The sequence below is a fragment of the Micromonospora sp. NPDC007208 genome, assembly GCF_042869175.1.
Classification (GTDB): Bacteria; Actinomycetota; Actinomycetes; order Mycobacteriales; family Micromonosporaceae; genus Micromonospora; species Micromonospora foliorum.
On record NZ_JBIAFG010000015.1, the window covers coordinates 193,903 to 207,698 of the forward strand.

Annotated in this window: 8 protein-coding genes; 4 read left to right on the forward strand and 4 right to left on the reverse strand. The window is 69.6% G+C overall.

Going from position 1 to position 13,796, the window contains the following annotated elements:
- Positions 1-110 precede the first annotated feature (110 nt).
- The 3 genes from ACFYL6_RS25975 to ACFYL6_RS25985 all read right to left on the reverse strand — a co-directional run bounded on the left by ACFYL6_RS25975 (position 111) and on the right by ACFYL6_RS25985 (position 2,079).
- Complete coding sequence (locus tag ACFYL6_RS25975) at positions 111-380, reverse strand: hypothetical protein (RefSeq protein ID WP_387175059.1); 270 nt, start codon at positions 378-380, stop codon at positions 111-113.
- A 290-nt stretch (positions 381-670) separates the two neighbouring features.
- Positions 671-1,147: a hypothetical protein gene (locus ACFYL6_RS25980; RefSeq protein ID WP_387175061.1), complete on the reverse strand. Its 477-nt coding sequence runs from the start codon at positions 1,145-1,147 to the stop codon at positions 671-673.
- Positions 1,148-1,269: 122 nt separating this feature from the next.
- Positions 1,270-2,079 carry a TIGR02452 family protein gene (locus ACFYL6_RS25985; protein WP_387175062.1) on the reverse strand — a complete coding sequence of 270 codons (810 nt, stop codon included), beginning with the start codon at positions 2,077-2,079 and terminating at the stop codon, positions 1,270-1,272.
- A gap of 226 nt (positions 2,080-2,305) precedes the next feature.
- On the opposite strand from ACFYL6_RS25985, the gene ACFYL6_RS25990 reads away from it, so the two are divergent.
- The 3 genes from ACFYL6_RS25990 to ACFYL6_RS26000 all read left to right on the forward strand — a co-directional run bounded on the left by ACFYL6_RS25990 (position 2,306) and on the right by ACFYL6_RS26000 (position 11,699).
- Positions 2,306-5,257, forward strand: coding sequence for an ATP-binding protein (locus ACFYL6_RS25990; protein ID WP_387175064.1), 2,952 nt, complete (start codon positions 2,306-2,308; stop codon positions 5,255-5,257).
- A gap of 80 nt (positions 5,258-5,337) precedes the next feature.
- Positions 5,338-5,496 (forward strand): hypothetical protein, encoded by a 159-nt coding sequence (locus ACFYL6_RS25995; protein ID WP_238660256.1) that lies wholly within the window; start codon positions 5,338-5,340, stop codon positions 5,494-5,496.
- Positions 5,497-5,510: 14 nt separating this feature from the next.
- Entirely contained in the window at positions 5,511-11,699 is a 6,189-nt protein-coding gene (locus ACFYL6_RS26000; protein ID WP_387175066.1) for a S8 family serine peptidase, read from the forward strand.
- An 81-nt stretch (positions 11,700-11,780) separates the two neighbouring features.
- Here ACFYL6_RS26000 and ACFYL6_RS26005 read toward each other — a convergent pair whose 3' ends face one another.
- Positions 11,781-12,698, reverse strand: coding sequence for an NADP-dependent oxidoreductase (locus tag ACFYL6_RS26005; RefSeq protein ID WP_387175068.1), 918 nt, complete (start codon positions 12,696-12,698; stop codon positions 11,781-11,783).
- A 464-nt stretch (positions 12,699-13,162) separates the two neighbouring features.
- Here ACFYL6_RS26005 and msrA point away from each other — a divergent pair, with 464 nt between their 5' ends.
- The gene (msrA, locus tag ACFYL6_RS26010; RefSeq protein WP_387175070.1) at positions 13,163-13,669 is read left to right on the forward strand and encodes a peptide-methionine (S)-S-oxide reductase MsrA; all 507 of its coding nucleotides are present in this window, start codon (positions 13,163-13,165) and stop codon (positions 13,667-13,669) included.
- The last annotated feature ends 127 nt before the right edge of the window (positions 13,670-13,796 follow it).

Here is a 13,796-nt window from a genome sequence, read left to right on the forward strand (position 1 = left end):
GGGTTGATCCGGCGAGTCGACACGCCACACAGCCACTCGTGACGCCTACCTCGCCTCGTACCGCTTGCGCTCAAGCCGGGCCAGGTCCAGCTGGGCACCGCCGGCGTGCGTTATTCCTCAACGGTGGGTCGGCTGTGCACCACCAGCTCGTCGATCTCCAACCGGCCGACGCGCAGCTCCCGCACGACCGCCCGGCGGATCGCCAGCCGCCCGATGGCCAGCGCCCCGACGGCCACCGCCCCGACCGCCAGCGCCCCCACGGCGAGAGCACCGAGCGAGGCTGCCCCCGCAGCCCGCGCGCCTGTAGCCGCCGCGCCCGTCGCCACCGCGCCGTTGGCGCGCGTCCCGGTCAACCGCATCACGCGTACCTCTCGCTTCATCCCCTCATTGTCCGCGTAGCGTTGGCCGACCGCTCCCCACAGATGCCGGATGTCACCCCACCGCCCCATCCTCGCCCGCGCCGCCCACGTCGGTCACCACCCAGCAGGTGTCCCTCCAGTGGTCTCCGCCGTCGCGTACCAGGCCGGCCGGCGAACACGCGGCTGGACGTGCCACAGGTGCGTGTTGTCTTGTTGGACGAACCGAGTGTGTGCCGCTGTCGTCCAGCCCGCGATCCAGTGCATTGTCCGGTCACGCCGCAGGCCGCCGGCTGACCAACGGCGGCGCCCGTCTACCTGGAGGTCAGCTGCTGAGTCAGCCGATCCAGGCCGCCCTTGATCAGCTGCCCGTAATGGTCATCGCCGAGCGCGCCGATCCCCGCCTGTGCACGCTGGAGGTATTCGCGGGAACGGTCGAGTTCGCCGAGCTTGCGGTAGCACTCGGCCAGACTGAGGTACAACGACGGATACAGGGCTGCCACTAACATCGGCACGCCGGCCTGCGCCAACCGGGCATCGGTGAGCAGGTCGGCCGCCGCCAGCGCGCGTTGATCCCAGATCAACTCCTGCTCGACGTCGTCCTGCACGTCAGCCACCGAGTGCGCGAGGACGCAAACGTGCAGAGGGTCGCCTCGTTCTCCGCCGATCTCGTCCCAGATCTGCGCGAACACGTCACGGGCAGCCTCACGCCGGCCCTGAGCATGATGCAGCTGGACACCCTCGTTGATACGGGCGAGCGTCACGTCAGTCGTCAACGGCTGCTTCTGCACAGCTTCATCTCGCGACGAGGGCATGGATCTCATTCTGCCCCAACACCCGCCACGTACTGTCGATCAACCCGTCGTTGCCGTCGCAACGGTGGTGACCGGGTGAACGCGGGTCTCGGTCGCCTTCACCGTGGCGTTCCCGGAAAGCGTTCCGCGAACGTGCGGTACACCGGTGTTCCCGGCAGGTTGTCGAGGATGGCGAACACCACGTGGTCGAAGCGATCGACCTCCCGCAGCGCGGAGACGAAAGCGTCGGCGACGGTAGCGGGATCGTTGCGGAACACCCCGCACCCCCACGCGCCCAACACCAACGTCCGATGTCCGTGCGCGGCCGCGACCTCCAGCACCCGGCGAGCACGCCGGGCCAGCACCGCCGGTACGTCCGCAACGTGCTCGGGCTGGTTGCGGAGGATCGCGCCCAGGTTAGGCGCGGCAGCGGTCAGGAACGACGTCGTGTACGGCTGGTCGAGCAGACTGCCCTTGTCGTCCCGGAACACCGGCACGTCCGGGGAGAAGACGACGCGGTCGCTGTACCGCAGGTCCCGCTGTTCGCGGTGGAACGCGTAGAACTCCGGGGCGGCAAGGAGACACGGGTACAGCGCCGAGGAGCGGGCGATGCTCTCCTCCTGCGCCTTCGCTCCGCCCAGGAACCCACCACCCGGGTTCTTGGCCGAGGCGAACACCAGACAGGCCGCTCCGGGCGCCAGCCGACGGGCCGCCTGCAGCGTCGACTCGTTCGTCACCTCCACTCTGCCTCCGCCGGGCTCCGCGTTTCCAGCCACGGGCATCTCGTCCGTGAGGTGGAGACGAGTGCCGGCGACTGCGGCACGTACCGCCTCGCCGATGTCGACCTCGTCACCGGCGCCATTGGGATAGCGACCCGACTCAGCGATCGCAACCGTCTGCCGGGCAATCTCGCGAAGGCGACCGCTCACCCGGCGCACCTGTCTGCGCCGCGCCCCTCGTTCTCCACGATGAGCAAGCTAGGCAGTCCCGCCCCAACCGGCAACAGGGTTAGTGGTGTCCGTCCGCCGAGGTGCCGGTGTCGGTGTGGCAGTGCGCGGACGACATCCGGGTGCGGGGGGCCGCGATGAGGATTCCGCAACACGAGTCGCCGCGGTGGTACTTGTGTCCGAGCAGCGAAAAGCGAGATCATCACGCATGCTCGACCCCTCGCCCGAGGACGCGACCTCACCGACCGTCTCCACGCCACATTTCGTGGGTCGTGATCGGGAGATGGCGGCGCTTCGGGGCGCCTTGGCCCGGCCACCGGCGATCGTGCTGGTGGAGGGCGAGGCGGGGATCGGGAAGAGCCGGCTGCTGCGAGAGTGGTTGGCCGCGCCGGACCAGCGCACCGCCCTGGTGTCGGTGTGCCCACCGCTTCGCGAGTCGCTGACGTTGGGGCCGATCGTCGACGCGTTCCGTGGGATCGACCGTCCGGTGTCGCGACTGCGGCTCACCGAGCTCGCGGGTGCGTTACGGCCCCTGTTCCCGGAATGGTCCGCGGACCTGCCGCCCGCGTTGCAGCCCCTGGACGATGCGAAGGCGGCACGGCATCGCCTGTTCCGCGCCCTGGACGAGTTGCTGCGGGCTCTGGGTGTCGACGTTCTCGTGCTCGAGGACGCGCACTGGGCCGACGAGGTGACCTTGGAGTTTCTGCTGTTCGTCACCTCTCGACAGCAGTCGCACGGGCCCAGCCTCGTGGTCTCCTACCGGCCGGAGGAGGTGGACGACGGATCGCTGTTGCTGCGGCTGACGTCCCGGTTGCCCGCTGGCGTGACCCAGCTGAGGATCGCCCTGGCACCCATGCGACCCGACGACACGGCGGCGCTGGTGTCCTCGATGCTGGACGGCAACCCGATATCACAGGAGTTCACGACGTTCATGCACGAGCGGACCGGTGGCGTTCCGCTGGCCGTGGAGGAGTCGGTTCGCCTCATGTGCGACCGGGCCGACCTCGTCTTCCGCGACGGACAGTGGGTCCGGCTGAAGCTGCGTGAGCTCCAGGTGCCGCCAACGGTACGTGACTCCACCCGGGAGCGGGTGGGCCGCCTGTCGCCGACCGCGCAGCTGGTCTTGCGAGCCGCGGCGACGTTGGCTGAGCGGTCATCGGTGGCCACGATCGCGATGACCGCCGATCTGTCACCAGCTGCGTGCCGAGGCGCTGTCGCTGAGGCGGCCGGCGCCGGTGTCCTGGACGGAGACGACCGCGACCGCTGGCGCTTCCGGCATGTGCTGGCCGCCACCGCTGTCTACGAGGCGATCCCGTTGACCGACCGCAGACACCTCCACCTGCTGGCCGGCCGGGCCGTGGAGCACATCCATCCGCCGCCGGTGGCACGCCTCGCCCACCACTTCCGTGAGGCGGGCGAAACGCGGTCCTGGGCGCGGTACGCCGAGCAGAGTGCCGAGCTGGCCATGGCCTCGGGTGACCACACCAAGGCGGTCGACCTGCTGGTCGATCTGTTGACGTGGGCCGTGCTGGCGCCGGTGGACCGGGCACGGGTCGCGCGCATCGCCGGAGTTGCCGCGCTGGGCCGTCGTGAGCCTGTCGACGAGGTCTACCACCGGGTGATCCGTACCCTGCGCTCGGTGCTGGAGACCCCGGGTCTCTCCGCCCGCCAGCAGGCCGAGATCCGCAACCCCCTGGGTCGGCTCCTGATCACCGGGGGTGAGGCGCAGGCGGCACTCAGCGAGCTGGAGCAGGCGGTGGCCAACCTCGACCACGACCCGGTCGAGGCGGCTCGGGCAATGACCTACCTCGGCTGGGCCTATGCGGGACCGTGGCCTGCGTCGACCCATCGGCGTTGGCTGGATCGCGCCGCTGAACTCACCGCCGACTTCGATTCTCCCGCGGAGCGGCTGAACCTGGCCGGCAACCGGGCCGCGGCGTTGCTCATGCTCGGCGAAGAGGAAGCCTGGGACGTCGTCGCCGACCTGCCCATCGACGGCGCGACCACGGCGGAGCGTCTCGACGTCGCCCGCATCCACGCGAATGTCGGGACCGGCGCACTGATCTGGGGTCGGTACGCCGACGCGGAGGAACACCTCGCCGTGGCCATGCGCCTCGCCGAGGCCGAGCAGGCGTCCCGGTTGCACCACAACGTCGTACTCGAACAGGCAAACCTGGCGTGGCTGACCGGTCGGTGGGAGGGTCTCGCCGAGCGAAGCGCGGCCCTCGCCGATTCCGACCCCGACCGGCCGGCGCACTACCTCGGCAGCATTCGCCTCGCTGCCCGACTGGCGGCCGCAGCCGGACGGCGGCGCGTAGCCGAGGAGCAGTTCCGGCTGGTCCTCGAGGAGTCCGCGCGTCTCGGCGCAGCCGACGACACGATGGAGGCCGCCGCCGCGCTGGCCAGACTGTGGCTGACGGACGGAAACAGCGCCCGGGCGTTGCAGATCACGAACGAGCCGATGGAGACCGTCCGGAGGAAAGGCATCTGGGTCTGGGCGACGGACCTCGTTCCCGCCCGGATCGAGGCGCACCTCGCGGCAGGGGATCTGCAGGCCGCGACACGCCTGGGCGGCCAGTTCGCCAGAGGGCTGCGTGGCCGTACGGCACCTGCGCCTCGCGCAGCGCTCACCGTGTGCCGTGCCCTGCTGCTCGCCGCCTCCGGAGACCACGCCCGGGCGGCGACGGCGTACGGTCGGGCGGCGCGCGCCTGGAGCGCGTTGCCGCGCCCCTACGACGCGATGCTCGCCCGCGAGCGGCAAGCCGAGGCGCTCATCGCGCAGGGCCAGATCGAACAGGGCCGAGAGTTGCTGGCGGCACAGTACGAGCAACTGTTCAGGCTCGGAGCCCGTGGCGATGCCGACCGGGTCGCACAGCGGCTTCGTGAAAACGGCGCCGAGGTCCCGCGACTGTGGCGCGGCGGCCGGCGCGGGTACGGCGACCAGCTCTCACCTCGCGAGCTCGACGTGGTCCAACTGGTTGTCGCCGGCAAGACGAACCGGGAGATCAGCCGGATCCTGGCCAAGTCACCGGCCACGGTGGACCAGCAGCTGCGTGCGGCGATGCGCAAGTTGAAGGTGAGCTCCCGGACCGCGCTCGCGGTCAAGGCGGTGGAGGCCGGAGTGTTCGCAGAAGAGGACTCCCTCGACGACGCGTCGTGAAAATTGACGTATCCGCTGGATAGCGACGGTCACTCGGCCCGCCGAGCATGACTGGATGATTCATAGCCGTTGGGCAATGCATGCCTGAGCGACCTGTCGCGGGTGACGACTCCGCCATCGAGCGCCTGCCACCACCCGAGCTGCCCCGGGAGCCGCGCGTCAGCGCCCCCGACGCCCGTGACGTTGACGGCGACGGTGCCGACGACCACAAGAACCACGACCCCTACCAACCCCTGTAGGTCGAAGGACTCTCATGAAACTCAAAGCCCTCGCGGCTTCGCTGGCCGTAGCGGTCGGCCTGAGCATGGTCCAGGCACCACCGGCGTCTGCCGCTGAGCCGGATCCAGGTGCCGCCGCCAACAAGATCGCCTCGAACCTGAAGGACCGCTTCCGCACGTCTCCGGCTTCCGACTTCTGGATCACGTTCGAGACCAAGGCCGACCTCGGGCCGGCAAAGAAGCTCACCGACTGGACCGCTCGTGGTCGGTTCGTCTACGACGCGCTGACCGCGGCGACGAAGGACTCCCTGGCATCCGTCTCCGGTGACCTCGACCGGGCGGGCGTCAAGTACACCTCCTACCCGATCGCCAACGCCGTTCTCGTCAAGGGAGGCACCGAGAAGCTCGCCCTCAACGTGGCCTCGAAGGTGCAGGTCGCCGAGATCCACGCGACGCCGCAGGTCGCGCTGGTCGAGCCGGTTGACGAGAAGGTCCCCACCGACCAGGCTGCCCGCCCCGCCGCCCCGAAGAAGGCCGCCGAGGCAGGGACCGTCTCGTGGGGTCTGGACGCCATCCACGCCCCCGAGGCGTGGGCCATGGGCGCCACCGGTGCGGGCATCACGGTGTCCAACCTCGACTCGGGCGTCCAGTTCGACCACCCCGCCCTGGCGCACCAGTACCGTGGCGCGAAGCCCGACGGCACCATCGACCACAACTACAACTGGATGGCCACCCGGGGCACGTGCACGGGCGCGCCGTGCGACGACAACGGACACGGCACGCACACCATGGGCACCATGGTCGGTGACGACGGCACCAACCACGTCGGCGTCGCGCCGGACGCGCAGTGGATCGCGACGAACGGCTGCTGTGACAGCACCGGCGTCGAATCGCTGCTGCGGTCCGGCTGGTGGCTGCTCGCCCCGACCGACGTCCAGGGGAACAACCCCGACCCGTCCAAGCGCCCCCACGTCATCAACAACTCGTGGGGCCAGACCGTCGAGCACAGCTTCGACGACTTCTTCCAGGCCATCGACGAGGCCTGGAGCGCCGCGGGTATCTTCAGCGTCTGGTCGTCGGGCAACACCACACCGTACGCGGACTGCGACACCGTCTCCTCGCCTGGCTCCGCCGAGAGCGCCTACTCCGTCGGCGCGTACTCGTCGGACGGCACGCTCGCGTCGTTCTCCCGCAAGGGTGAGGGTGAAGGTGGCCGGGTCAAGCCCGAGATCTCCGCTCCGGGCGACGGCGTCCGTTCGTCCTACCCGGGCAACAGCTACGTCGAGATGTCCGGCACGTCGATGGCGGCGCCCCACGTCGCCGGCGCGGTCGCGGCGCTGTGGAGCTACGACCCGACCCTCATCGGACAGGTCGAGGAGACCCGCCGCCTGCTCGGCGAGTCGGCCGTCGACGTCGACGACACCGAGTGCGGCGGCACCGCCGAGGTCAACAACAAGTACGGCGAGGGCCGGCTCGACCTCGTCCGCCTGCTCGAGCTCGCGCCCCGCAAGGGCGGCACCCTCACCGGTGTCGTCACCGCCGACGGCGCCCCGGTTCCCGCTGCCGAGGTGACGATCAGCGGGCCGTTCAGCCGGTCGATCGGCACCGACAAGGACGGCCGGTTCACGACGAACCTCCCGGTCGGTGACTACCAGCTCAGCACCAAGGTCTTCGGCTACCTGACCGCGACCGCCAACGTCACGATCACCCTCGGCCAGGACACCTCCGTCAAGCTGCCGCTCACGGCCGCCGTGCGGCACGACATCAGCGGCAGGGTCGTCGACGACAAGAAACGCCCCGTCCCGAACGCCGACGTCTCCGTCACGGGCACGCCGCTGAAGCCGGTACGCACCGATGCCAACGGCGCGTTCACGATCGGCGCCGTCCCCGAGGGCGGGTACACGCTGGGCATCAAGCCCAACGCCTGCTTCTCCCCCACCACCGTGCCGCTGACCGTCGGCGCGCAGAACGAGTCGCGCGAGTACCCCGTCGGGCTCGTCGTCGACAAGGGCGGCTACAGCTGCGCCGTCTCCGACGGCGAATACCTGCGCGGCACCGACCCGGTCGCGTTCGGCAGTGGCGTGTGGGCGACGGTGCAGCTGCCGTTCCCGATCGCGCTCTACAACGGCAGCCACGACAGCCTCGGCGTCGGCCTGCGCGGTGTGATCGCCCCGGACGGCGCCACCGGACCCGGCTATGGCGGGGCGGGCATCTTCCCGTTCTACGTCGAGACCCCCGTCGAGTTCGCCCCCGGCGGAGGCGTCTTCACGGCAGCCACCAAGGTCAACGGCGAGGACGCGTTCGTCGTCGAGTACCGCAACGCCAAGCTCTGGGCCTATCCGGACCGGACGGAGTACACGGAGCCGGTCAGTTTCTCGGCCACGCTCACCCGCTCCGGCACGGTGATCTTCGGGTACGGCGACGGGGTCGGGTCCGACGACCCGGTGACCGCCGGCGCGCACGCCGTCACCGGCATCCAGGGCTGGGCCGGCGTCGACGGCATCCGGTTCTCCGACAAGGCCCCGGTGCTGCGCGACGGGATGGTCGTCACCTACGACATGCCTGACTTCGGGTACCTCGACGCGACGGTCGTCGACAAGAACGACGGGCAGCCGGTGGCCGGCGCCAAGGTCTCCTTCACGAACAAGGACGGGCTCGTCGAGGCCGTCACGACAAACGGGACCGGCGTCGTGCATCGCCAGCTTCCGGTCGGCGACTACACCATGACTGTCGACGCGCCGAACTACACGACCGCGGCGTACCCGTTCTCCCTCGACAAGCTCTACGCGAAAGCGAAGATCGACGCGCGCCTGACCACGGGCGTCGCCGGCCTGAAGGCCGACGGCCTCGACGCGCTGGTCGGTACCGACCAGAACGGCGTGGGCTCGCTGACGCTTACCAACAACGGCTCCGCCCCACTCACGTACGACCTGGGTGAGGCCGCGCGCCACCCCGAGCTCGACGCCGCCGGCGCCACCGAGCGCACCGGGAAGGGTGCGGCCAGCACGATCGACCTCGCCGCGTGGAAGGCCGGTGCGAGCGGCATGAAGCCGTCGAACGTCGACGGCAAGGCCGCGACGGCGAGCGCCGCAGAGGCACAGGCCGCCGCCAAGGTCGGTACGACCTCCGGCGGTGACGTCATCACCCGGATCGCCATTCCGGGCACCATCGCGGAGAAGGAGCCCTCGGGCGTCGGGTACGACGGCGACGTCTGGGTCCACGACTACAACGCGCGGACCAACACCGCCTGGACGGTGACGGGCAAGCCGACCGGGAAGGTCTTCGACGCGGCGTGGAACCCCGCGTACCGGGCGTTCGACATGGCGCTCGACACCAAGACCGGTGACATGTGCCAGATGGAGGACAGCCCGGCCAGCTACATCCACTGCTTCAACCGGGACACCGGCAAGGAGACGAGGCAGATCAAGGGTGACTGGTCCACGCTGCAGCTGACCGGTCTCGCCTACAACCCGACCGAGGACGTGTTCTACGTCGGCGGCCGGGCGAACGGCATGATCGGCACCGTCGCCGGGACGTCGCACGACAACCCGGGTGCGCTGCTGTCCTTCTGCGCCCCGCCGCTGCCCGAGGTGATGGGTCTGGCCTACAACCAGGCGTCCGACACCATCTGGTACACCGACCTCACCTCGAACCGGCCCACCCGCCTGCTGCAGGTCGACCCCGACGACTGCTCGCTGGTGAACGCGTGGTGGTTCCCCGGTCAGAAGGCGGGCCAGGGCGGCGGCCTCGAAACCGACTCGACAGGTGCGCTGTGGGCGGCGGACCAGGTCGCCGACGACGTCGTGCTCGTCGACGTGGAGGACGACCTGCTCACCGACCTGCCGTGGCTGTCGCTCTCCTCGACCGGCGGCTCCCTCGCCCCGGGCGAGTCGACCACGGTCAAGGTCTCGATCTCCGCGAAGGGCACCAAGCCAGGAGTCCTCGGCGCGAACATCGTGGTCAGGTCCGACTCCGGACGCCAGTCCAAGACCTACGTCCCCGTGACGCTCACGACCACGAAGTACCAGGTCGGCGTCAACGCCGGCGGCTCGAAGCTCACCGACGGCTCCGGCTACACCTGGTCGGCCGACCAGCCCGCCGGCAAGAAGGCGTGGGGTTACGAGGGGAAGACGAAGGTCACCGCCACGAAGTCCGGAATCGAAGGCACGACTGACGACGCACTGTTCCAGTCGCAGCGCACCACGCCGGACAAGCAGTTGTTCTACCGCTTCCCGGACGCGCCCAAGGGCACCTACGCAATCGACTTCGGGTTCGCCGAGATCGAGAAGGTGGCCAAGGGCAAGCGGGTGTTCGACGTCCTCGTGGACGGAACACTGACGGAGTACGCGTACGACCCGGCTGGGGCCGTGGGGCCGGACGCCGCCGACTGGCGCAGCGCCGTCGTCAAGCACGAGGGTGGTCCGCTGACCGTGGAGCTGCGGGGCTCGAAGGGCCTGAAGGCCCCGAGCATCGCCGCGTTGCGGGTGACGCTCGACCCGCGCGCGGACGCGGTGGAGCCGGAGCCCCAGCCCGAGCAGCCGGAGCCGGGCCCGGTGCCGGTGGCCCCCGCCGGTCGCTCGTACTCGATGAAGGTGACCGACGGGCTCTACCGCCAGGGCACGGAGGAGTCCGGGTGGCACGGCGACGACCTCTGCGGCGTGCTGTGGTTCGACTCCAGCTTCCTGGCTCCGTTCTACGACACGGCCTGGGACGGCGTGTGCGTGACGACGAACGGTGCGCTGACCTTCGACCGCGCCAGCACGTCGGGGAGCAACACGGCACTGCCGTCGCCGTACCCGATCGACGCGATCTACCCGCTCTGGGACGACCTCATGGTCGACGACGAGGCGGGTATCTACTTCGGCAAGACCGAGGTGGACGGGCTGGCGGCGCAGGTCGTCGAGTGGCGCAACGTCGCCTTCTACAGTGACCCGACGGCCCGCGTGAGCTTCTCGGTCACCCTGATCGCGGACGGACGGATCCAGATCGGGTACGGCGACGGCGTCGGCGGCGACAACCCGCTCACCCGCGGGTCGTCGGCGACGGTTGGCGTGGAGAGCCTGACCCGCAACCCCGCGAGTCAGTACTCCTTCAACCAACCCGTCCTGAAGGCAGGCCTGGGGCTGGAGTACACCCTCCCGGCCGCGGGCACGATCGAGGGCACGGTCACCGACGCGAACGACCGCAAGCCGATCGAGGGCGCGATCGTCACGCTCAAGGGGCCGGCCGGCGAGCGGGTCATCACGACCGACGCCAAGGGCCGGTGGAAGGCCCAGGCGCTGGTCGGCGAGAACACCGTGCAGGTCGACGCGCCGAACTACGTCACCGCCAGCCGCCCGGTGACCATCACCAAGAAGGATCAGGCCGAGACGGTCGACACGGCGTTGACCACGGGCGTCGCCACCGTCACGGGAGGTGACCTCGACTGGCTCCTCGACAAGGACCAGAAGGCGACGGCCGACGTGACAGTGACCAACGCCGGCTCCGCCCCGCTCGAGGTGCGGATCAGCGAGCAGAAGCGCACCAGTGACGGCGGGCACGAGGCAGCCGACCTTCCGTGGCTGACCCTCACGGGCGCGGCGGCAACCGGAACGGTCACGCTCGCGGCCGGCACGTCCACCACGGTCACGGCGACGGCCGACAACGCAGGCGTCGAGCCCGGCGTCCTCGTCGGGGAGCTGCTCGTGGCAACGAACGCCGGCAAGGGCGAAGCCCAGCTCAAGCCGGTCCGTCTGGCGACCTCGGCCTACTGGAAGGGCGTCGACGTCGGCGGGTCCGGGTACGTCGGTGCCGACGGCTTCTTCTGGTCACCCGACCAGGGGCTCGGCTCGCGGCCGTGGGGCTACGTCGGCGGCAAGGCGCGTGCCACCAGGGCCGACATCGCCGGCACCGAGGACGATGCGCTGTTCCGCACCCAGCGGACCGGCCAGACGTTCAGCTACGTGTTCAAGAACGCCCCCGCCGGGACGTACCGGATCGGCCTCGACTTCGCCGAGATCGAGAAGGTCAAGGCCGGCACGCGTGCCTTCGATGTGCTGGCCGACGGCAAGGTCGTGCTCTACGACCACGACGTGCAGGCGAAGGTGGGCGCGCTGACCGCGGACATGAACACGGTCACCGTCGAGCACGCCGGTGGCGATCTGACGATCGAGCTTCGCCGCGACAAGGGCGAGAGCGACCCGATCCTCAACGCCCTGAAGGTTCAGCAGGACCCGCGCCTCTGAGCTTTCGCCACAGTGGTCAGAGCCTCCACGGAGAGCATTGCCGTGGAGGCTCTGACCACGACTGTCGCCGTCCCCGAATCCTCAGGAGCGAGCGCGGATGATCGTCTTTCCGGTGATCCGCTTGGTTGGATTGAGAGCGGCGACGGCGTCGTCGAGGTCCGCGACGTTGCCGATGTTCGTCCGTAGTCGCCCGTCTCGTACCCGCTGGACGATTTCCCCCAGTTGGGCACGATCAGGCAGCACGACGAAATCTATCGCCAGGCCGTCCGTGGGCCGCGCCTCGGACGGCCCGACAACGGAAACCAGTGTTCCTCCGGCTCGAATCAGGGCTGCCGACCGCTTCCCGATGTCACCGCCGATGACGTCGAAGACCAGATCGACTCCGCCGACGTCTTCCAGGGCCTCGCTGCCGAGGTCGACGAACTCGTGTGCGCCGAAGTCGAGCGCCCTCTGACGGTCAGCAGCGCGTCCGGTGCCGACAACGTAGGCGCCGAACTCACGTGCGAGCTGCGTCACCATCGAACCGACTGCGCCGGCCGCGCCGTGCACGAGCACGCTCTGCCCCGTCCGAAGACGGCCGTGCTCGAACAGTCCCTGCCAGGCGGTCAAGCCAGAGATCGGCAGGCTCGCGCCCACCGCGAAGTCGACATCGCCGGGCAGCGGCGCAAGGTTGCGCGCCTCGACGGCCACATACTCCGCAAGGGTGCCGTCGCGGGTCCAGTCCGTGAGGCCGAACACCCGCTGTCCCACCGACAGTCCCGTCGTGCCATACCCGAGAGCGCTGACCACTCCGGCCAACTCGTGCCCAGGGATCGACGGCGTCCGGTCACGGCCGAGGCGATCGGTCCAGGTCGAGGGCCACGCCAACTCGGTCGGGACGAACCCCGACGCATGAACCTGAACGACGACGTCATTGAGGGCCGGTTCCGGCTCAGGCCGTTCCACCAGCGTCATCCCGGCCGTTCCGGCGGCCTCGTCCGTCACCACGATCGCCTTCATCAGATACCTCCTCGTATCCAGCCCTCGTCTGCACTGGCACGAGGAGCACATCTCCGTTTCCCGGCATTGGTGGCGCCAAGCCTCGGCGCCGTGCCACACCACGCTGACCGGTAGCGGCTGGGCGCGAGGATCAGACCGTGAGTGGCGGGGACGTCTGTCGAACCCGACGCCGACGGGCAACTCGGGCACGTCGTCGCTACCGGGGGCACCAGCCGGACAGCTCGAACCTAGCTACGGTAAAACTGGTCTGTCAAGTCCACTATTGGCCCACGTGACGCTGGTGTGGTCGCAGGCGAAGTGCCAGTTCATGCTCCTCAACAGGGCAGCCACCTGGCAACGACTAGACATTCGTTATGGACTCTAGGGTCCAAGGAAGGCGGAGGATGCGGGAATATAGCCGACCCGGAGAGTGTCTGTACTCGCGTGTCCAGGTGAGCTGGCACGACGACAGGCAAGGAGACGACGTGAACACCGAAAAGGCAATCCTCGCCGGCGGCTGCTTCTGGGGCATGGAGGAGTTGTTCCGCCGCCAGCCCGGCGTCGTGTCCACGCGCGTCGGCTACAGCGGCGGCGACGTCCCGAACGCCACCTACCGCAACCACGGCACCCACGCGGAGTCCATCGAGGTCGTCTACGACACCGACAAGACCGACTTCCGCGCCCTTCTCGAGTTCTTCTTCCAGATCCACGACCCTTCGACGAAGAACCGCCAAGGTAACGACGTGGGCATCAGCTACCGCTCGGCGATCTTCTACACCAGCGACGAGCAGAAGCGGGTCGCCGAGGACACCATCGCCGACGTCGACGCCTCGGGTCTGTGGCCCGGCACGGTCGTCACCGAGGTCACCGCGGCGGGCGACTTCTGGGAAGCCGAGCCTGAGCACCAGAACTACCTGCAGACCTACCCCGACGGATACACCTGCCACTTCCCCCGCCCCGGGTGGAAGCTTCCGAAGCGGGCGACGGCCTGACACCCTCCGGGGGGGGGGGCCCCCCGGGGCCCCCCCCGGGGGGGGGGCGCCCCCCCCCCCCCCCGGCCCCCCCCCCCCCCCCGGGCCCCCCCCCCAAAAACCCCATGGGGCCCCACGGCGGTGGTAA